The organism is Vreelandella andesensis (genome assembly GCF_003989795.1).
GTDB lineage: Bacteria > Pseudomonadota > Gammaproteobacteria > Pseudomonadales > Halomonadaceae > Vreelandella > Vreelandella andesensis.
Genome location: NZ_RZHG01000007.1, coordinates 184,903 through 205,053, shown reverse-complemented (window position 1 = coordinate 205,053; position 20,151 = coordinate 184,903). Strand labels below are relative to the sequence as shown.

23 protein-coding genes are annotated in these 20,151 nt (G+C 51.0%); 6 read left to right on the top strand and 17 right to left on the bottom strand.

Features of this window, described 5'->3' with window-relative positions; translation table 11 throughout:
- Positions 1-12 precede the first annotated feature (12 nt).
- On the top strand, positions 13-681 hold the full coding sequence (locus tag ELY33_RS03480) for a response regulator transcription factor (RefSeq protein WP_126944001.1): 669 nt from the start codon (positions 13-15) through the stop codon (positions 679-681).
- Here the strand turns inward: ELY33_RS03480 and ELY33_RS03475 are convergent.
- Positions 674-1,639: a L,D-transpeptidase family protein gene (locus ELY33_RS03475; protein WP_126943998.1), complete on the bottom strand. Its 966-nt coding sequence runs from the start codon at positions 1,637-1,639 to the stop codon at positions 674-676. The genes ELY33_RS03480 and ELY33_RS03475 overlap by 8 nt on opposite strands.
- Before the next feature lie 485 nt (positions 1,640-2,124).
- Between ELY33_RS03475 and ELY33_RS03470 the strand changes: the two genes are divergently transcribed.
- A complete protein-coding gene (locus tag ELY33_RS03470) occupies positions 2,125-2,541 on the top strand; it encodes a PRC-barrel domain-containing protein (RefSeq protein WP_126943995.1) in 417 nt (138 codons plus the stop codon).
- A 168-nt stretch (positions 2,542-2,709) separates the two neighbouring features.
- On the opposite strand, the gene ELY33_RS03465 is transcribed toward ELY33_RS03470, so the two are convergent.
- The 3 genes from ELY33_RS03465 to ELY33_RS03455 form a co-directional block, all read right to left on the bottom strand.
- On the bottom strand, positions 2,710-3,132 hold the full coding sequence (locus ELY33_RS03465) for an OsmC family protein (protein ID WP_126943992.1): 423 nt from the start codon (positions 3,130-3,132) through the stop codon (positions 2,710-2,712).
- A gap of 125 nt (positions 3,133-3,257) precedes the next feature.
- On the bottom strand, positions 3,258-4,163 hold the full coding sequence (locus tag ELY33_RS03460) for a flagellar motor protein MotB (protein ID WP_126943989.1): 906 nt from the start codon (positions 4,161-4,163) through the stop codon (positions 3,258-3,260).
- Between the two features lie 5 nt (positions 4,164-4,168).
- Positions 4,169-4,957 carry a MotA/TolQ/ExbB proton channel family protein gene (locus ELY33_RS03455; protein WP_126943986.1) on the bottom strand — a complete coding sequence of 263 codons (789 nt, stop codon included), beginning with the start codon at positions 4,955-4,957 and terminating at the stop codon, positions 4,169-4,171.
- A gap of 246 nt (positions 4,958-5,203) precedes the next feature.
- Between ELY33_RS03455 and ELY33_RS03450 the strand changes: the two genes are divergently transcribed.
- Positions 5,204-6,109: a DMT family transporter gene (locus ELY33_RS03450; RefSeq protein ID WP_126943983.1), complete on the top strand. Its 906-nt coding sequence runs from the start codon at positions 5,204-5,206 to the stop codon at positions 6,107-6,109.
- On the opposite strand, the gene ELY33_RS03445 is transcribed toward ELY33_RS03450, so the two are convergent.
- From ELY33_RS03445 to ELY33_RS03420, 6 genes are all read right to left on the bottom strand, one after another.
- Positions 6,063-6,908 (bottom strand): MOSC domain-containing protein, encoded by an 846-nt coding sequence (locus ELY33_RS03445; protein WP_126943980.1) that lies wholly within the window; start codon positions 6,906-6,908, stop codon positions 6,063-6,065. The genes ELY33_RS03450 and ELY33_RS03445 overlap by 47 nt on opposite strands.
- A gap of 104 nt (positions 6,909-7,012) precedes the next feature.
- Positions 7,013-8,008 (bottom strand): gluconate operon transcriptional repressor GntR, encoded by a 996-nt coding sequence (gntR, locus tag ELY33_RS03440; RefSeq protein ID WP_126944274.1) that lies wholly within the window; start codon positions 8,006-8,008, stop codon positions 7,013-7,015.
- Between the two features lie 134 nt (positions 8,009-8,142).
- Complete coding sequence (locus ELY33_RS03435; protein ID WP_126943977.1) at positions 8,143-8,667, bottom strand: gluconokinase; 525 nt, start codon at positions 8,665-8,667, stop codon at positions 8,143-8,145.
- Between the two features lie 12 nt (positions 8,668-8,679).
- On the bottom strand, positions 8,680-9,960 hold the full coding sequence (locus ELY33_RS03430) for a TRAP transporter large permease (RefSeq protein WP_126943974.1): 1,281 nt from the start codon (positions 9,958-9,960) through the stop codon (positions 8,680-8,682).
- Positions 9,961-9,962: 2 nt separating this feature from the next.
- A complete protein-coding gene (locus ELY33_RS03425) occupies positions 9,963-10,589 on the bottom strand; it encodes a TRAP transporter small permease (RefSeq protein ID WP_126943971.1) in 627 nt (208 codons plus the stop codon).
- Between the two features lie 72 nt (positions 10,590-10,661).
- The gene (locus ELY33_RS03420) at positions 10,662-11,735 is read right to left on the bottom strand and encodes a TRAP transporter substrate-binding protein (protein WP_126943968.1); all 1,074 of its coding nucleotides are present in this window, start codon (positions 11,733-11,735) and stop codon (positions 10,662-10,664) included.
- Positions 11,736-11,984: 249 nt separating this feature from the next.
- Between ELY33_RS03420 and ELY33_RS03415 the strand changes: the two genes are divergently transcribed.
- Positions 11,985-12,434, top strand: a complete 450-nt coding sequence (locus ELY33_RS03415; RefSeq protein WP_126943965.1) for a MarR family winged helix-turn-helix transcriptional regulator — start codon at positions 11,985-11,987, stop codon at positions 12,432-12,434.
- Between the two features lie 156 nt (positions 12,435-12,590).
- Entirely contained in the window at positions 12,591-13,016 is a 426-nt protein-coding gene (locus tag ELY33_RS03410; RefSeq protein ID WP_126943962.1) for an organic hydroperoxide resistance protein, read from the top strand.
- Here the strand turns inward: ELY33_RS03410 and ELY33_RS03405 are convergent.
- Positions 13,013-13,708, bottom strand: a complete 696-nt coding sequence (locus ELY33_RS03405; protein ID WP_126943960.1) for an aspartate/glutamate racemase family protein — start codon at positions 13,706-13,708, stop codon at positions 13,013-13,015. The genes ELY33_RS03410 and ELY33_RS03405 overlap by 4 nt on opposite strands.
- A gap of 155 nt (positions 13,709-13,863) precedes the next feature.
- Here ELY33_RS03405 and yghU point away from each other — a divergent pair, with 155 nt between their 5' ends.
- Complete coding sequence (gene yghU / locus ELY33_RS03400; protein WP_126943957.1) at positions 13,864-14,727, top strand: glutathione-dependent disulfide-bond oxidoreductase; 864 nt, start codon at positions 13,864-13,866, stop codon at positions 14,725-14,727.
- Positions 14,728-14,892: 165 nt separating this feature from the next.
- Here the strand turns inward: yghU and ELY33_RS03395 are convergent, their stop codons facing one another.
- The 6 genes from ELY33_RS03395 to ELY33_RS03370 form a co-directional block, all read right to left on the bottom strand.
- Entirely contained in the window at positions 14,893-15,210 is a 318-nt protein-coding gene (locus ELY33_RS03395; protein ID WP_126943954.1) for a DUF6693 family protein, read from the bottom strand.
- A 107-nt stretch (positions 15,211-15,317) separates the two neighbouring features.
- Positions 15,318-15,839 (bottom strand): DUF421 domain-containing protein, encoded by a 522-nt coding sequence (locus tag ELY33_RS03390; protein ID WP_126943951.1) that lies wholly within the window; start codon positions 15,837-15,839, stop codon positions 15,318-15,320.
- A 132-nt stretch (positions 15,840-15,971) separates the two neighbouring features.
- A complete protein-coding gene (locus ELY33_RS03385; RefSeq protein WP_126943948.1) occupies positions 15,972-16,511 on the bottom strand; it encodes a YaeQ family protein in 540 nt (179 codons plus the stop codon).
- A gap of 187 nt (positions 16,512-16,698) precedes the next feature.
- Entirely contained in the window at positions 16,699-17,472 is a 774-nt protein-coding gene (locus tag ELY33_RS03380; protein ID WP_126943945.1) for an enoyl-CoA hydratase-related protein, read from the bottom strand.
- A 121-nt stretch (positions 17,473-17,593) separates the two neighbouring features.
- Complete coding sequence (locus tag ELY33_RS03375; protein WP_126943942.1) at positions 17,594-18,442, bottom strand: 3-hydroxybutyryl-CoA dehydrogenase; 849 nt, start codon at positions 18,440-18,442, stop codon at positions 17,594-17,596.
- 17 nt (positions 18,443-18,459) lie between these two features.
- Entirely contained in the window at positions 18,460-20,091 is a 1,632-nt protein-coding gene (locus tag ELY33_RS03370; RefSeq protein WP_126943939.1) for an acyl-CoA synthetase, read from the bottom strand.
- Positions 20,092-20,151: the final 60 nt, after the last annotated feature.

Below are 20,151 nucleotides of genomic sequence, written 5' to 3'. Positions count from 1 at the left end.
CAGGAGCCTGTAATGACCAGCTGTGTTGAACGAAAATCTACCGCCACCATTGCGGTTGTTGATGATGATCAGGCACTGCGCGAATCGCTGATATGGCTGCTCGAATCAGTCGGATTAACCGCTCAAGCGTTTCATGGCGGCGAGCAATTTTTAGCCAGCCAGCATGATGAGCTAGGTGCACTGCTGCTTGATGTTCGTATGCCTGGAATGAGCGGTCTTCAAGTGCAGCAGCAACTGGTTGATCAAGGCGCTACCCTGCCCGTCATTATGATGACAGGCCATGGTGATGTCCCCATGGCGGTGGCTGCGCTAAAAAACGGCGCGTTTGATTTTATTGAAAAGCCGTTTAATCACCAGCAACTAATCGACAGCGTGCAGCAGGCGTTAGGCAGCGCTCAACAGCAGCAGCATGCCCAACAGCAGTTGGCACTACTGCGAGCACGCTACCAATCCCTTCGCCCCAAAGAGCAACGCATTGTCATTCATGTTGCAGAAGGCATGACCAGCCGGGAAATTGCCAAACACATGAACGTAAGCGGTAAAACCGTCGAGGTTTACCGACTTAGAGCGATGAAGACCATGCACGCTGCTAACTTGGCAGAGCTGGTGCGACAAGCGGTGGCGCTAGCGCTTGTGTCTCCGCTTAGCACCCCCCATTTTGACAGCGAACAGCCTAGCTAAGCGGAACAATCTGGCCATTGGCTTTTTCCAGCACATGACTCACCTGCTCGTAATCAATACTGTGCTCATCCCCTTCATGGGCCTCAATTAGGCTAACCACGTCTAACAGCATTTCCATACCGAAACTCTGCGCATCCGTGGGCGTAAAAGCCTGAACATAGACGTCACCGTTGCTGCCCCAACCCACTTTGACAGGTGTATCGATTATGTTCACCTGCGTTCCTACCGGAACACGCCAGAAAACAGACTCAATGTCTTCAGGGTGCATACGAATACAGCCTCGGCTAGCGCGCATGCCAATACCGTCTGGCTGATTAGTGCCGTGAATAAGGTAACCGGGAATATCCAACAAAATAGCGTATTGCCCTAACGGATTATCCTCACCGGGTGGAACAACCGCTGGCGCAGGGTCTCCGCGCTCGGCAGCTTCACGACGAATAGACTCAGGTGGGTACCATGCAGGGTTCTCAAGCCGCATAGTCGTCTGAGTAATACCCAGCGGCGTGTTAAACGCATCGCGCCCAATTCCAATGGGGTAGGTCTCTACCCGTTGAGCTTTGCCCTCTTCTACCTCTGGATAATAATAGAGGCGTAGCTCAGCGACATTAATCACAATGCCAGTACGTGGCTCGTCCGGCAGAATATATTGGCCAGGAATCGTCACCTCAGTACCTTCGCCGGGTATCCAGATACTCGTATCCGGATTGGCCATGCGAATCTCTTCGTAACCCACATTATGCTCACGGGCGATGTCGAGCAAGGTATCCTCTTTTGTAGCCGTAACGGTATACATCTCGCCCACTATATTTCCCTCTTCAGGAAACAAAAAGTGACCTTTGGGCAATTCGCTTTCACTAGCAACGGCACCAGAAGCAAACAGCCAAGCACCCAGGGCCGCGCTGCTAGCCCACATTTTTTTAACGTGTCGAAGCGTTTGATACTTCTCGGTAAGCGTCATGGGGGGTTTCCTTTATTATATGACCCCGAGGCGCTATCTGCTCGGGGGCAGCCTGCTTGGGGCAGTTTACGTACAAATATGGGCAAGGGGCCAGAGTGGGCCAACTCTACCGCCTGTCGCAGCCATCTCAACGCCCAACGCGGAAAGAGCGTTTTACTGACATTTACTTTAACGTTCGTTAATAATTCTAACACGCCTAGGTTTAACGCTGACGAGCAGTTGAGTTGATCTTAATTAAGAGTTCTTCACCGGCATTGCAAAACAGCACTCAGCACCTACCTTTATAAGTGCCTACGCACAGCAACGTGCAAGGTTTCACTCATCATCAACAGGAACAGTAGCACCACCCGATAAAAGGAACCTACCGGGTAGGGTTTGGCCAGCAGGAAGCATGAATAACGCCGACCAGCTTGACGCTACGACGTTACCTAGGGATTAACAGATCAACTGTTAACATCCTTTATAGAATTGCACGGAGCAAAACGATGAAAACGACTTTCCTTAGCACGCTGATTATCCCTACATTCATTGCCGTCGCTGGTGTTGCCAACGCGAGTGACGACAATCAGATTGGCATGGAAGCCTCTTATTTGACCCATGCGCCGCAAGGCACTTTCCACTCAGATTCTCTGACAGGCAACCAAGTAAGAAGCAGCGTTGAAAACGATGAAGATATTGGCACAATTAACGACCTTATCATCGACGAAGATGGGCAAATCAATGCCGTTGTTGTAGGTGTTGGAGGTTTCCTCGGTATGGGCGAAAAAGATGTCGCTATCGAATGGGATTCTCTTGAACTTACCAAAGATGAAGATAGCGAAAATTACGTTATATCGGTTAATGCATCTGAGGACGCCCTGAAAAATGCCGAAGAGTACAACCGTGAAAATGACATCGAGTAACGTGCGTTCTTAAAGCTGCTTTTCGCTAACGTAGCTTCCACTGCATTAGCTGCCCACTCTTGCGACTTACAAGGCCTTGCCTAGCAGCAAGGCCTTTTTCATGACTAGACAAAGCTAAAAAAAGCGCTGCTATTTTGCAGCGCTTCTTAGCGTTACCCCACGCTCGAATCAACCCTTCAATGTTGCTTCCATGGTAATGTCAGCATTTAGTACTTTGGAAACAGGGCAGTTCGCCTTAGCCGTTTCAGCAGCTTCTTGAAAGGCCGCGTCATCGGCTCCGCTTACGCTGGCCACAACGTCCAGATGAATATTGGAAATATCGAAGCCTTCTGCACTTTGTGAAAGCGTTACACGGGCGTTGGTATCAATCGCCTCAGCGGTAAAGCCTTTTTCGCCAAGAATCATCGAGAGCGCCATTGAAAAACAGCTTGCGTGAGCGGCGGCAATTAACTCTTCCGGGCTGGTGCCGGGCGCACCCTCAAAGCGCTGCTTGAACGAATAGCCAGCATCCAATGCTCCACTTTCCGTCGCTACAGTACCTTGTCCATCTTTAAGACCACCTTCCCAGCGTGCGCTTGCTTTACTATCCATTCCGTTCTCCTTTCCTTTGATAGTTAGCGTCAACTCGTTTTAAAGACGCATGCATTGCGTCTGTCAACTAAATCAGCGTAGCTGATTCTATCGTTGCTGCCGAATTTACTCGGCAGCCGTAATGACTATGGAATAGACTGCGCTGCCACTTCACGCTCTGCGTTGATCTGTTCTGAACTGCTCTGTTCTGAATTGCTCTGTTCTGAACTGCTCTGCATTGACCGTATAGAACGCTCCCCCCGATCTTCAAAAGAGTCATCAAGATCGATCTTTAACTCAACGCGGCGATTGACCGCTCGCCCTTCAGCTGTGTTGTTGGAAACCAGCGGCCTTGTATCGGCAAAGCCTTGTATCATCAATTTTTCTGGCGTTAGTTGTTCAGTAGCAACAAGCACATTCGCTACGGAAGAGGCTCGCAACGCGGATAAATCCCAGTTGCTTTGAAACCGAGACGTTTGAATTGGCACATTGTCTGTATGCCCTTCAATCGAAATCGTTCCGCTGACAGCAGCTAATACGGTCGACAACTCCGCTAGCAGACCAGCAAACGCAGGCATAACATCGGCGTTACCTGAACCAAATGTGCCTTGCTCCGAAATCCTGACAACCACGCGAAACTGATCGACCTCTATGCTGGCAACACCTTCTAACGACGATGCTTTGAGCAACGCTTCTAAGCTATCTGCTACTTGTAGAGTTCGCTGCCGCCGCTGGGCATCCAGCATGCTACGCATAGATTCCAGCTGTGGTTGCTGTTGAGTAGTTCGTTGACGCACTTCATCTAGTAAGGTTCGGTCAGGGACTGCGGGAGAAAAATGTTGAAGTACCGCACTGGTGCCCATGGGAATTTGGGTAGCCTCAACATCACGCTGCACGCCGAAGGCTTTTGACAGTTCCTCCGCTACACGGCGGAATTTTTCCGCATCAATTTCTGCAAACGATAATAGCAACACAAAAAAGCATAACAACAGCGACATTAAATCCGCGTATGTCACCATCCAGGCAGGAATATTGGTTTGTTTTTGCGCCATGGGGATTACGTTCGCTCGCCAGCGGAGCTGGTTTCATCTGAACCAGATAAGCCTCGGTGCTCAGGGGGCAGATAGATCGTTAGCATTTGCTCGAGAACACGCGGATTTTTATCGCTCTTGATGGCAATCAACGCGTCGATCCACAGCTCTTGCATTTTGGCTTCCTGATTCATTCGTACCCAAAGCTTTTGGGCAATCGGATTAGCGATCATCGTTGCAATCATTGCACCATACAACGTAGTCAGCAGAGCAACCGCCATAGCAGGTCCAATTGAAGAAGGGTCACTCATATTGGAAAGCATTTGTACTAAGCCCACCAGGGTGCCAATCATTCCCATGGCAGGGGACACTTCACCTAACGCCGAAAACACTTGGCCACCTGCTTCGTTACGCTCTAAAGTGAGCAGGCGCTCTTTTTCCATCATGTCTTTGATCATTTCGGCGCTATAACCGTCAGCCAACATTTGTAGGCCTTTTTTAAGAAACGGCGAGTTAACCTCTCGATTTTCTAATGCAATCATTCCTTCACGGCGGGCAACCTTGGCCAGCTCGACTAACTCATCGATACTTGCTTGAGTGCTAGGTAACTGGAATTTAAACGCCCGCGCCGCCGCTTTAAAAGCAAATTTGAATTGGGTGATACTAAACTTTGCCAGCACAACAAACAGACTTCCCCCAACCACTAGCAGCAGCCCAGTGGGGTTCATAAACACTTCAGGCGAAGTGCCCATGATGACAGAAGCCCCCACTAACACAGCAGCTCCTACCAATCCTATCAGCGTTGCGAGATCCACGGCCTTCCCTCAAGAATGTAAAAAAATGCTAACAAGCAATGGGCCGAGACATTAGAGTTTCCTTGTCACAGCGTCAACGCCAAATCCACAACGTTACGAAGATTGACAAACGTTTTAACTGCTTTTCATTAAAAACGATACACGACCAGTCTTGAGTATTCGCTTTCAGACACTTTATCGCTAAGCTAAGCGGCTCTATGACACTCGTCACACTTATGATCGCCGCAATTAATCTAAGGACACATCATGTCATCGGCTGATGCGCTGCGTTTGCTATTGCTATCTTCGCTATGGGGACTGTCTTTTATTTTTATGCGCGTTGCAGCACCCGAGTTTGGGCCAGTTCCGCTCGTATTGATAAGAATGGGCGTTGGCGCATTGCTGTTGGTGCCGTTGCTAATGAGCCTGCGCTATCTAACCCTCATATGGCAGCATAAAGGGCCGTTATTGATACTGGGCATCATTAATCATGTGTTGCCATTTTCATTACTGGCGTTAGCAACGACTCGTTTAGAGGCCGGTTTTACCTCACTGATTAATGCCACTACGCCGATTTTTACCGCGTTATTGGGCGCTGCTTTTTTTGCCACGCCCATTCAGCGCCAACAATATCTAGGGTTGGCGTTGGCGCTGTTTGGTGTGTATGTGCTTTCTGCTAATCGGCTAGACTTCGCCCTGGGGGGCGACGGCTGGTTTATTGTTGCCGTACTCGGCGCAACATTTTGTTATGGGCTCGCCGGTAACTACTCGAAAACGCGCTTAAGTCATCTTCCCAGCCGCGTGCTGGCGGCAGGCAGCAGCGCAATGTCGGCATTGGTGTTGCTTGTGCCTGGCTTATTGCTCTGGCCTAGCGAGCCAGTCAGCACACTTGCCTGGGGCAACGCCCTGGCGCTGGCAATGCTAAGCACCACACTCGCGTTCCTGCTTTACTTCGGGCTTTTAGCCAGCGCAGGCGCTACTGCCACCTCAACTGTCACGTTTTTAATTCCCGTTAGCGCACTGCTGTGGGGATATTTACTGCTAAATGAAACGCTCAGTCTTCAAGTGGTGACGGGCATGGTGATTACCCTGTCAGGCACCGCCATTGCTACCCGGTTACTACGGTTCAGGCCTCGCGGTGCGTTGACACCACCTCGTCCCCCACACGAATAGTGCTGCCTTGCCCTGCGGTTAGCGTGGCGTTTTGGCCAAAGTGAGCGCCTTTCAAGTGAGGCTGAGTGTTCAAGGAAAGCAGTGTTTTAAGCGGTTCTGCCTGCGCGGGTATACTGCCGGTCAGCTGATCAACGGTAGTGATTTTGCAGCGCTGACAGGGCTTGCGTAGCGTTAGTTCATAGCCACCCTGGCTTGTGAGTGTTGTCCACTGGTCTTCTGCCCAGGCATCGCTACACTCGACCACGATATTTGGCCGGAAACGGTTCATCGGTACGGGGGATTGCCCATTGGCAACAAGCGCTTGATTTAAGGCATCCAACGAGCCGGTGGTCGTTATCAGAAAAGGGTAGCCATCAGAAAAGTAGGTATGCGCCTCGCCTCCGGCCAGAAAATCCTCTTCAACAGCACGTGTAAACTCGGTGGCAAAGCGCACCAGACTGATGCCTTGTGCTTGCTCACCCAACGCCGCTTCAAGCCAGCGGGATACGTCCTGGCTTTCAGGCAATGCTTTGCAATGGTCATCCCAGACCTTTACCAGCCGCAAATTGCCCCGGGGTTCTTCAAGGGGAATCGAAATTGGGGCAACATTCGGATGAGAAAGCACCAGTGCTTGATCCGTTAACTCAACCGCAATAGTGGCAAGACTAGGCAACTGGCGTTGAGTGACAAACCGCTGCTGGGCATCCACCAGCATCCAACGACGATCCCAGGCCAGACCATGGCCGTAGAGTTCACTTTTCGTCAGATCAATGCCTTTCAGCGACTTCACCGGATAGACGGTGAGTTGGGTAATTTTCATGATGATCTCGCACGCGATATGGCAGTCTTTTTATGGCTTTTTAATGGCCAATCTTTAATTAGTAGCCTATCGAGTTTGTCGACTCGCCGCTAGCTAACCAAAAACTAAAGCGTGTTACCTGCCTCTATCCGATATCCTAAATCCATCACTTGGTGCTCAAGTAATTCGCCACGAATGCGCGACAACAGCGCTTTTGCGGCGGCTTCACCAATGGCTTGCCTAGGCGTAATAACGCTGGCAAGTCGCGGCGTCATCGCCTGGCCGACATCGTGCCCATGGAACCCGGCAATCGCCATTTGTTCAGGTACGTTGACATCATGGCGTAAACATTCGAAGTAAGCCCCCACCGCCACATCGTCATTGGTACAGAAAATACCATCGGCCTGCGGATAATCACGCTGAATGTCCTGCATCAGCGCCGCCCCGACGCTATAGGAAGAGCGCTGGCTGCTCTGCAGCGTTATCGGCATTAAGCCCTGCTCTTCCATGGCTTGGCGATAGCCTTGCTCGCGCTGGCGTGTCCGCTCATCCAGGCGCACCGCAAGATAAATCACCTGACGCCTGCCACGACGGATCATCTCACTCACCATATCGTACGCCGCTTGAACGTTATCGTAGCCCACCGCCTGCTGCAGTGGCGGGCGTCGAGTGTCCATAATTTCGACAATAGGAATACCCGCTGTCTCCAACATTCGCAGGCTTCGCGGCGTGTGGTCGCGGTCTGACAAGATGACGCCGTCCACGTTATAGGAGAGCAGCGAAGCTAGGCTACGTTCTTCAAGCTCTGGGCTGTAACCATAGTGAGATAGCATCAAGTGATAGCCTGCTGGTTCGGTATACGCTTCGATACCGACAATCACATCCGCAAATACTTGGTTGGTTAACGATGGCACCAACACGCCGATAGAATGGCTGGTAGCACGAGAAAGCAAATCTGGCGCCCGATTGGGAATATAGCCAAGCTGTTCAGCAACGCTAAAAATACGTTCGCGAAGCCCTTCAGATACCGTATCAGGGTCCCGCAAACAGCGGCTGACGGTCATTTTTGTCGCGTCAACGCGGTCAGCAATATCTTGTAATGTCGGGCGTTTTTTCTTCAATGGCGTCACTGATTATTCTGTTAAGCACGTAAGGCTGTTGGATATACATGTCTGTTAAATACACAGGTCTGTTAAATACGCAGGGGCCATACCATAGCGAATAGTAAGGCCCCTCGCCTATCCCATTCTTTAGCCTAATGAACGTGCGTTTTGGGTGCTAGCGCTGCCGTAAAGCGCTCGATAATCTCGCTAGGCGATAGCGCAATCGATACGGTCACCGCTTCTTCACTGCTTGGCGGCTCTAAATCAGCAAGCTGACTTGCCAGCATGCTATCACCTTTAAAAAAGTGACCTGCCCTGGTTTCTAAACGTTCACGCAATAACATTTGGCTTCCCTGTAGATATAAAACACGTAGCCCAGGATCACCTTCACGTAGCCGTTCACGGTAGCGTTTTTTAAGGCCGGAACACGCAATGACCACCGTTGTATCCCGCGCTTTATACGCCGCAAATAAATCGGCAAGCGTTGCCAGCCAGTCACGACGATCATCATCATTGAGCGGCGTACCGCTAGCCATTTTCGCCACATTAGCCGATGAATGATGGTCATCACCGTCAATAAACGTGGCCCCCAGCTCTGCCGCCAACTGCTGCCCAATATGGGATTTTCCCGACCCAGAAACGCCCATGACAAGAATACGATGTGATAGTTTATTCACTCGATGCTCCTATCAATTACCGCGCACGGCGGTGAGGTCAGGCAGCCAGGTAACGATGCCTGGGAACGCAATCAGCACCACCAGAACAACGATCAAGGCGGCGTAGTAAGGCAGCATGGCTTTTACCAGGGATTCCATTGAGACCTTGCCGACGCCACACCCTACATACAGGCAGGTACCCACCGGTGGGGTCAACAGCCCAATGCCTAAAATAAAAGCCATTAGAACGCCAAAGTAAGCAGCATCAACACCCACTGATGTCACGATTGGTGCGAGCATTGGTGCCATTATCACCATGGCTGGCGTTAGGTCCATCACGAAGCCCACCAACAGCAGCAGTCCCGCCACAATCAGCAGCAGCAAAAACGGCTCTTGGGTAATCGCCTGCACTTGGCGCACTAAGGTTTGTGGCACCATATTAATGGTTAAAAACCAAGCAATCACGGTGGCAAATGCTAGCAGCATCATCACCATGCCGGTAAGCCTTGCCGTGCGAATCAGCATACCGACTAACGCCGTTAGCTTAAATTCACGATATACCAGTAGAGAAATGGCCAGCGAATAAAGCAATGCCGCAACGGCTGCTTCGGTGGCGGTAAACACGCCGCCAATAATGCCGCCAATAACAATCACGGGCAGTACCAATGCTAGCCAGGCATCTTTAAAGGCTTGCCACAACCGGTCCCAACGGAATTGACGGACGCCGCCACCCTGCTTACTCGCCAGAATAAAGGTGGTCACCATTAATGCGGCACCTATTAACAGGCCCGGAATAATTCCTGCAATAAACAGACGACTGATCGATGTTTCGGTAACGATGCCATATAAAATAAGCGGTATAGACGGTGGAATAATAATGCCAATTACCGATGATACGGTGTTAATCGCCGTGGCGTTGGCAGCGGTGTAACCCTGCTGCTTCATCGAGGGAATCATCATGGCACCGGTGGCTGCAGTATCCGCTACCGCCGACCCGCTGATCCCGCCAAAAAACATCGAACCGGTAATTGCCACCTGGCCAAGCCCGCCACGCATAAAGCCAACCAACGCTCCCGCAAGCTCCATTAAGCGCCGTGCAATACCACCATTACTCATCACTTCGCCGACGAGAATAAAGAACGGTATCGCCAGCAACGGGAAGCTATTTACGCCACGGATCGACTGCTCAATCATAATCGATAGCGGGATATCAGAGAGCACCGCCATTACCAGGGCAGCTACCCCTAGGCCAAAGGCAATCGGCAAACCAATCACAATAGACGCCAATAATATGGCGAGAAAAATCCACAGCATGATTAATGCTCCCCTGGTAAGTCAGTCGATTGGCGATGCGGTTGACGAATAACACCCACGCTAACCCACATACGCCAGAGCGAAACCGCCGCGATAAAAATGACGCATATCACCAACGAAAGGCTGACCAAGCTTAACGGCACTCCCATGATGGCAGAGCGTCCGCTTGAGCGTGTGAGTACTTGATAACCACCCCAAATCATCACCAGCATCAGCCCGGCAATAATCAGGTGTTGCAAGAAATACAGCATGTGCGCGACACGCAACGGCAAACGCCTTACCAGCGCATCAACCGCAATATGCTCATAACGGGCAAACGCCGCCGCTGCGCCAATAAAGACCAGCCAAATAAACAGCATGCGCGCCAGCTCATCAACCCAAGGCAGTGAATGATTGAACACAGCGCGGCCAACGACATTACTGGAAACCGCCACAATCAACGCCACCAAAATAGCGCCAATCAAATACTCCATAGCGAGTGTTAACCAACGAAATAGCAAGGGGCCCTGGCGTGTCTCTGTATCAAGCTCAAGCAGCTTGCGATTAGGGTCGTTCAAATAAACCGACGGATCTTCCAAGGTTGGTGCTTCTGAGATCACCGCGTTTGGGGGTGTAGGAGAGGTAGTCATAAGAACTCCGAGGGGCACTGACAAGACGGGCAGGCACATGGGCCTGCCCGCTGGCGCGTTATACGAACCAGATTATTTGCTGCTTTCTTCCGCAATTTGCTGAATTTCAGCGATCAGATCTTCACCGATACGCGGTGCCCACTCTTCATAAACAGGTTGAACTGCGTCTTGGAAAGCGGCTAACTGCTCATCATCTAAACGGGTGATTTTCATACCACGTGCCTCTAGCTGTTCACGCGACCAGTCGTCATACTCGGCAGAGAGCTGGATTTCGTACTCAGCTGATTGACGAGCGGCTTCCTGAACCAGCGCTTGATACTCAGGCGCCATGCGGTCCCAGGTGCGCTCAGAGAGCATCATGATAAATGGCGTATACACATGGCGTGTTTCGGTGCCGTAGTCCTGCACTTCATTGAAGTTTGAAGTCAGGATAGTGCTCCATGGATTTTCCTGACCATCCACAACACCCTGCTCAAGCGCTGAAAATAGCTCACCGAAAGCCATTGGCGTTGGATTGGCACCCAGCGCTTCCCAAATTGCCAAGTGAACCGGATTTTGCATGGTACGAACGCTTAAGCCGCGAACATCCAGACCAGCCACATCGTCAGGCGATTCAACAGGACGCGCACTATTAGACAGCTGGCGGTAGCCGTTCTCAGAGAACGCCAGCGCCTTCATGCCAGTGCCCTCAAACGCATCCAGCATCCCCTGGGCCACATCACTTTGCATGACAGCAACCGCGGCTTCGCGACTCGGCAGCAGGAAAGGAAGGTCAAACGCAGAAAGCGCTTCCACATAACCAGTGGTAGCCGAGCTTGAAGGATAAGTCATATCCAGCGTGCCAGTTTGCAGCATTTCCATCATTTGGACGTCATCGCCCAACTGGCTATTGGGGAAAACATTGACCGTGATACGACCGTCAGTGCGCTGTTCAAGAATTTCGCCGAAGTACTGGCTAGAAAGAAACTGAGGTGACGTTTCCGACAGGCCAATTCCCATACGTAAGGTGTGGCTGCCATGGTCGGCCACGACCTCGCCTTCAATGGCGGGCGGATCAGAAAGCTCAGGGCTTTGAGCATGTGCCATGCCAAAAGTCAGGGTGGTCGCACCCACTAGGGTAAGCGTGCTGCGCCAAATCGTTGTCATGACGTTATCTCCAAAATAGTCGTTGTTGTTGGTGGGCTATTTACCAAAAGTCTATCGAATCGTATCGGCCAGCAGATTTGCGACTTATATTTCACTAAATTGTTACCGGTAACATCCGATAGAAGAAGGCTAGCTACCCCAGCACGTGGTGTCAAAACAAAACGTCCAACTTACGACTAACGTCTAGGGATGGCTACTCACTGCCCCCCGCGCTACATTACGCGTTATGCATCCTGTCTCGGAGTCGACATGCCTGCGCTAGACCCTTGTAGCGAACTAGAGCTAGATCACCAGCTTTGCTTTGCGCTTTATTCAACATCGCTGATGATGACCAAAGTGTATAAACCTCTGCTTAAAGAGCTAGGACTCACTTACCCGCAATACCTTGCCATGCTGGTACTGTGGCAAGAAGATGGCCTGACGGTAGGTGCCTTAAGTAAACGCTTACTAACAGACCCTGGCTCGTTAACGCCATTACTAAAGCGGCTTGAAGGTGACCAGCTACTTATTCGGCAGCGTAGTCTTCAAGATGAACGTGTCGTTGAGTTATTACTGACAGAAAAAGGCCGTTCGCTTCGTGAGCAGGCCCGCCATATTCCTAGCTGTGTCGTCAATGCCAGCGAAACGTCGGTGGAAACACTCAACCAGTTGAAGGAGGATTTAGTCCGGCTGCGCGAAAGCTTACAAAAAGTAAAATAATCCGTTAATCGCTGAGGTCAGAAGGTCACTTTCTTAGCCCATTTACTTGCGCACAAAATAAAGCTGCACTAAATTAAAAGCCCAAGCACGAGTTGTGACCCATAACAGCCATTCCATAACAACCATGCTTTAACAACCATGTAGAGGAATTGATCTATGTCTATTGAAACTGTTGCTTACCGCGCACACGCACACGCCACCGGTGGCCGCGAGGGCCATGCGAAGTCCTCTGACGGCGCACTGGATGTTCAGCTCAGCACACCTAAAGAGCTAGGTGGCGCAGGTGGTGAAGGCACTAACCCTGAACAGCTGTTTGCTGCGGGCTACTCCGCTTGCTTTTTAGGTGCCCTTAAACACGTAGCGAGCCAAGAAAAAGTCACTTTGCCCGACGATACTCAGATCGATGGCAGCGTAGGTATTGGCGCTATTCCCACCGGCTTCGGCATTGAAGTTGAGCTGAAGATCAGCTTGCCTGGCTTGGAAAAAGACGTTGCCCAAACGCTGGTCGACAAAGCCCATATCGTCTGCCCCTACTCTAACGCGACCCGCGGCAATATTGATGTCACGCTGACGCTGGTTTAATTACTCAGCGCCCAGTTCACCGCCTTGCTCGCGTGCAGGGCGGTGGTGTCGTAAAGCGGTACCTTGGTATGTTGCTGCTCGACCAACAACGCTATTTCGGTACAGCCAAGAATCACGGCCTGAGCGCCCTGCTGATGTAGCGATTCGATAATTTCCAGATAGCGCTGACGAGATGCGTTGTGGATACGGCCGTGGCACAGTTCGTCAAAAATGACCTGATGCACCACGATGCGTTCTTCTTCATTGGGAATAACGACGTCAATTCCAAAGCGCTCTTGTAAGCGCGCCTTGTAAAAATCTTGCTCCATGGTGAAACGGGTGCCTAATAACCCAACCCGCGTCACGCCATCTTTCTGGCATTGCTCCCCGGTCGCATCGGCAATATGCAAAAACGGGATTCGAAGTGCAGCTTCTATCGCAGGCGCGACGTTGTGCATGGTATTAGTAGCCAACAGCAAACATTCTGCCCCCGCCTTTTCAATACTGGTAGAAGCGTTTGCGAGTAGCTCGCCTGCAGTCTGCCAATCGCCCTGTTTTTGCAGTGCTTCTATCTCAGCGAAATCGACACTAACCATCACAATTTTCGCCGAATGGAAACCGCCGAGCGCCTGATTAACCCCTTGGTTAAGTGCCTGATAATAGCTTTGTGTTGACTCCCAGCTCATGCCACCTAACACGCCAATAGTCCGCATAACAACGCTCCATGGTTAATAACTATTTATTATCAGGCTAACAACCCACTATCCTTGTACCAGCGTTTTACGGTCCCATACAATCGTGGGCAGCCTAACAACACCGGGTGAGTCGCTGCACCACCCTTTTTCACTTGATTAAGAGAGTAGAAATCATGAGCGACAACACGACCTATACGCCACCGAAGGTTTGGAAATGGGAACCAGGTAACGGTGGTGAGTTCGCTAATATCAACCGTCCCGTGGCGGGTGCTACCCACGAGAAAGCATTACCCGTGGGTAAGCATCCGCTGCAGCTCTACTCGCTGGCAACACCCAACGGCGTAAAAGTCACGGTAATGCTTGAAGAGCTGCTGGAACAGGGAATTAAACAAGCTGAATATGATGCTCACCTGATACGCATAGGCGAAGGTAACCAGTTTGGCAGTGGCTTTGTTGAGATAAACCCAAACTCTAAGATTCCTGCGCTAATGGATCACACCACTACCCCGCCCCAACGGGTATTTGAATCAGGTGCGATTCTGCTTTACCTAGCAGAAAAGTTTGACGCCTTTTTACCCAGTGACCCAGCAAAACGCACTGAGTGCTTATCCTGGTTATTCTGGCAAATGGGCAGCGCGCCCATGCTTGGCGGGGGCTTTGGTCACTTTTATGCTTACGCACCAGAAAAATACCAGTACCCAATTGATCGCTACACCATGGAAGTAAAACGCCAGCTTGATGTACTCGACCGCCACTTAGCACATAACCGCTTTATGGCGGGTGATGAGTACACCATTGCAGATATGGCGATTCATCCGTGGTACGGCGCATTGGTAAAAAACCGCGTTTATGAAGCGGCGGAGTTTTTAGAAGCCCATACCTATAAAAACGTTTTGCGCTGGACCGAAGATATTGACGCGCGCCCGGCCGTTCAACGTGGACGCATGGTGAATCGCACCTGGGGTGAATCGAGCGAACAGCTACATGAACGCCACGACGCCAGCGACTTTACGCTTCAAACCCAGGACAAAGCCTAGTTAAATAATAAACTACCAAACGGCCCGGATGGGCCGTTTTGGTTTGCCTAGAGGTTATTAACCACGCCTTATCGGTGTTTGGATTAGAACGAGTATCGAACATTACCCATGATACGACGATGGTCGCCATCGCTAAAAACGAAGGCGCCTGAAGACAGCGGTTGCTTACTGGATGCGAGAGTTATTCAGCGCGTAATTCCATACGCGATAGAAGTAAAAAATATAACCAAGCCCAACCGTTAAAATCGAGATAATCATCCATAAAATGATATGGCCAATATTGCTAAAAATATTGATATCACAGACCATTTTACGCTCAGCACCGGTTACAAGATCCACCACTGAGGTACGATTAATCACAAAGCGTGAAAACGAATAGGGAAAGAAAAACAGGGCAATTCCAAAGGTAATGATGCTTAGCACTACCCAAATTAGTAGATGACCAATAATGTCTAAAATAGAGAGATTTGCTTTGATGTTCACGGTGCGTCCTTAACGTTAAAAAACGAAGTGGCGCAGATTACCACTCACGTATGTAAGCGTGAATAATAAAACACCGCAATAGCCATAAATTGATGGTTTTTAATAGTTTAGTGAGGGCCGCGAACACCGTTCAAGCTTGAACCCGTACCGCCTTCTTCCTGCTTAACGACGCTTAGCGATCCATCCGTTTCAAGCACCACGGCTTGCGCTGCTTCTAAGCTAGCGAGACCGCTGCTGCGGACAGCAGAGCGCACTTCGTCCTTGGTAACCCGCGCTCGGCGTAGCGAGGCCGTTAAAAATTTGCCCCGATACAACAGCATCAATGGTTCACCAGTCACCAATCGTTTTACCCAACTAACACGCGCACTGAGCCACGTGATTACAAACTGTAGTGAAATCAGCAAGCCCAGCGCTAAGGCCCCTTCCGCTAAGGCAACATCTTTTGAAAGCAACACGGTAGCCAACGTAGACCCCAACGCAACGGTCACAATCAAGTCAAAAGCATTCATTTTAGACAGCGTGCGATTTCCCGAAATACGCAAAAAAGTGACCAGCACGCCATAGGCAAGCACCCCGACAATCAACGTGCGCAGCAAACTTTCCCAGCCGCTATAAAAGGCCATATCCATATGAATCAACTCCCAAAGAGTTATTGATGGAGGTACACCTTGTGCCTCCCTGCATTCAGAATAGCAACCATCCTCTAGGAGTGCGATGCCTACCACTCTGCGTAACGTGGCCAACACCTAGTACTAAACCCGCTAGCGGTCCCTCAGTAGCCACTGAGGCGTTACTTCATGCTGGCCGTTTTCATCGGTAATAAATAGCGAGCCGTCGCTGATCATTACGGCCCAATTAATGGACCGCGGCAAACCCGCTGCAATGGTTACAAGTGCCTCTTGGGGTAGTCCCGCCACATGAACATTCTTAAGCGCTGCCACCGCCGGTAGCACTTTATTTTCCCACACATCGATTCGTCCATAAGCCAACAGTGACACCCGTTCTGCACGACGTGAACACCAAGTAAGGCGCTCGGCATCTGGCAAACCGACTTCTATCCAATGCAGCACGCGGCCATCCAAGCTTTTTTCCCACAAAGCAGGCTCGTCCACATCAGAAAGGCCGCGACCAAAAGCGAGCGCTTCGCTGTACCACAGTAAGTAAGCGATTAGGCGTGCGCACATCCGATCTTCAGTTTCTGAAGGGTGGCGAGCCACCGTAAAACGCAGCGTCTCAAAGACATTGCGATCAAGGTCCGTCAAGTTGACATCAACTTTATAAGGGGTAGCACTCAACGCCATTGGAGATATCCATCAAAAATTTGCGCCAGTGTAGCGGATTTATCCAAACACGGGGCAGTTCGAGGCGCAGATAAACGCGGCCCTTTGCATCGTGGCAGCTCGAAAGAAATCAGAAACGGTAAGCCTGAGCATAAAATGGGGGTGACGTTACCGCCACCCCTGAGTCCAACTACCTAACAGACTACCATCAGAAATTAGGCTTACGCTTTTCGACAAAAGCACTCATGCCTTCTGTCTGCTCTTCTCCTGCGAAACAGAACGCAAACAGGCTGGTTTCCAGCGCCAGCGCGCTATCAAGATCCTGATCCATGCCATCGTGAACGGCTTGCTTGGCACCGCGCACTGACTGCGGGCCGTTGCCCATCAGTTGCTTGGTCAACTCTGCCACGTAGTCTTCCAACTCCGCCTGCGGCATAACGCGGTTGACCAGGCCAATACGCAAGGCTTCGTTGGCGTCGATCTTACGGCCGGTGGTGACCAGATCCAGCGCCATGGCGGGGCCAACACGACGCGGTAAACGTTGGGTGCCGCCAAAGCCAGGAATCACGCCCAGCAATACTTCAGGCTGACCGAAGACAGCGTTGTCGCTAGCTACCGCCCAGTCGCAGGCCAATGCCAATTCGCAGCCGCCACCAAGGCAAAACCCGTTCACTAGCGCGACCACCGGCACGGGCAATGTTTCTAAGCGTTTGATCGTCCGCAGTGCTTGACTGGCGAAAGCACGTGCTTCTTCTGGAGTTTTATCGCGCATTTCAGCGATATCGGCGCCGGCAACAAACGATTTTTCACCGGCACCGGTAATGATGACGGCGCGTAAATGGGGATGAGCTTCAAGCTCCATAAGATGAGCTTCTAAGGCGCTTAGCACTTCACTATTAAGTGCATTCAATGCCTTAGGGCGATTAATTGTTAGGCGTACAACGCCATCGTTATCAACTTTTTCAATCACTGCATCGCTCATACAGGCTCCTTAATTGTTATTGCGCATTAACTATGAATACCTACCAACCCTAGCGAACGCTTGATTGGTAGGCAATCACTTCTTTTGTCGCGCTTGACTGACCTAATGCACTTCCCGCTGTTTACTCGTATATATGGAAACCGCGGCCGCTTTTTCGCCCCAGATACCCCGCATCCACCATGCGCTTTAGCAATGGGCAAGGACGATATTTAGGATCGCCAAACCCATCCTGCAATACGTTCATGATCGCCAGACAAACGTCGAGACCAATCAAATCCGCAAGCGCCAGCGGCCCCATTGGGTGGGCTGCGCCCAGCTTCATCGCTTCATCGATGGCCTTCGGCGTTGCGGTTCCTTCTTGAACGATAAAGGCGGCTTCGTTAATCATCGGCACCAACAAACGATTAACCGCAAAGCCCGGAGAATCGCCAACCGGCACGGCTGTTTTACCCAGCGCTTTTGCTAACGCTTCTATGCGCTCAACGGTGGTATCAGAGGTTTGTTCGGCACGAATCACCTCCACTAATTTAAGTACCGGCACTGGGTTGAAAAAGTGCATACCCACTACCCGCTCGGGTCGTTCGCAAACAGCGGCTAATCGCGTTAGCGAAAGTGACGAGGTGTTAGACGCAAGAATCGCGTCGCTACTTAAATGGCTAAGGTCACGAAACAGCTTTTCTTTCAGCGCGGGCTGCTCTGGGGCGGCTTCAATAATAATGCCGCAGTCACTCAACGCTTCGAGATCGGTAGTAGTAGAAAGCCGTGCCAGTGCTTCCTGCTTAGCTGACTCGCTCATTTTTTCTTTCGCGACCAGCTTGCCAAGGCCTTTCTCGATGTTGGCCAGGGCACGGGTAAGCTGTTCATCGGCGACGTCGTAAAGACGAACCGTAAAACCACTGGCAGCGACTACCTGGGCAATCCCCTGCCCCATGGTGCCTGCTCCCACTACCCCTATTGGTTGTTCACTCATCGTTGTTTTCCCCTGAATCAGTGCTGTTTTGCTTCTTCACGCAGCACAAATTTTTGAATTTTGCCTGTTGATGTTTTAGGCAGCTCACTAAAAATGATCGTCTTAGGTACTTTGAAACTCGCTAAATGCTCGCGACAGTGAGCAATAATGTCAGCTTCGCTAACCTCACCATAACCGATTTTTAATTTAACAAACGCGCAGGGTGTCTCGCCCCACTTTTCATCGGGCTTAGCCACAACGGCAGCTTCTTCTACTGCGGGATGACTATAAATGGCATCTTCCACTTCAATGGTAGAAATATTTTCACCGCCGGAAATAATGATGTCTTTCGAGCGGTCTTTAATCTCGATGTAGCCATCGGCGTGCCAAACGGCCAGGTCACCTGTGTGATACCAGCCCCCCTCCAGGGCTTTCTCAGTGGCTTCGGCATTCTTCAGATAGCCTTTCATCACGTTGTTGCCGCGCATCAAAATTTCACCAATGGTCTGGCCATCCTTCGCGACGGGTTCAAGGGTCAACGGGTCGGCGACACAAAGCGCTTCAAGCATGTGATAGCGCACCCCTTGGCGAGCCTTGATCTTGGCGCGGGATTCAAGCGGCAGCTCATTCCACGCCTCACGCCAAGCGCAAACGGTCACTGGGCCATACACTTCCGTCAACCCGTACACATGGGTAACTTCAATGCCAAGCTTCTCAACGCCAGCAATCACTGATGCAGGCGGCGCAGCACCTGCAGTAGTTACTTTAACGGGATGATCAAATTCGCGTTTCTGATCAGCCGCTAAATTCACAAGGCCGTTCAGCACAATCGGCGCACCGCTAAAGTGCGTGACTTTTTCATCCACAATCAAGTCGTTAATTCGTTTTGGATCCACTTTGCGTAAACACACGCTAACGCCGGCATTAGCGGCAATTGTCCAGGGGAAACACCAGCCGTTGCAGTGGAACATCGGCAGGGTCCAAAGGTAGATCGGGTGATGCGGCATGGCCCACTCTAGGATATTACTGACCGCGTTTAAGTAGGCGCCACGGTGATGATAAACCACCCCCTTTGGCTTGCCCGTGGTACCAGAGGTATAGTTCAGCGAAATGGCTTGCCACTCGTCCTCGGGTAGCTTGTAGGCATAATCAGCATCACCTTCTGCGAGCAGTGCTTCGTACTCAATCTCACCAACGCCTTGGGTTTCGCCTAAAAACTCCACATCGAACACGTCAATCATCAGCGGCTTATCATCTAATAAGGCAACCGCTTCTTTAACGACTTCAGCAAATTCCGGGTCAACAAGAATGGCTTTTGCTTCACCGTGGGCCAGCATATAGCTGATCGCCTCGGCATCCAGACGAATGTTTAAGGTGTTGAGCACACAGCCTGCCAGGGGCACCCCAAAATGGGCTTCAAACATGGCTGGAATATTCGGTAACATCGCCGCCACCGTTTGACCGGGTTTGAGGCCGCGTTTTTCAAGCGCTGACGCTAACTGGCGACAGCGAGCCCAGGTGTCTGCCCAGGTGCGTCGTGTCGCGCCATGCACCACCGCTGGATAATCGGGGTACACCGACGCCGAACGCTCTATAAACGTCAGCGGAGATAGCGGTACGTGGTTAGCCATCGCGGGCGGCATGCCTTGCTCAAAAATAGAAGCGTTCATAAATCACCTGTATATTATTGGTCAATAAGCACATTAAAACGATCGTTTAAAGACAGCTAA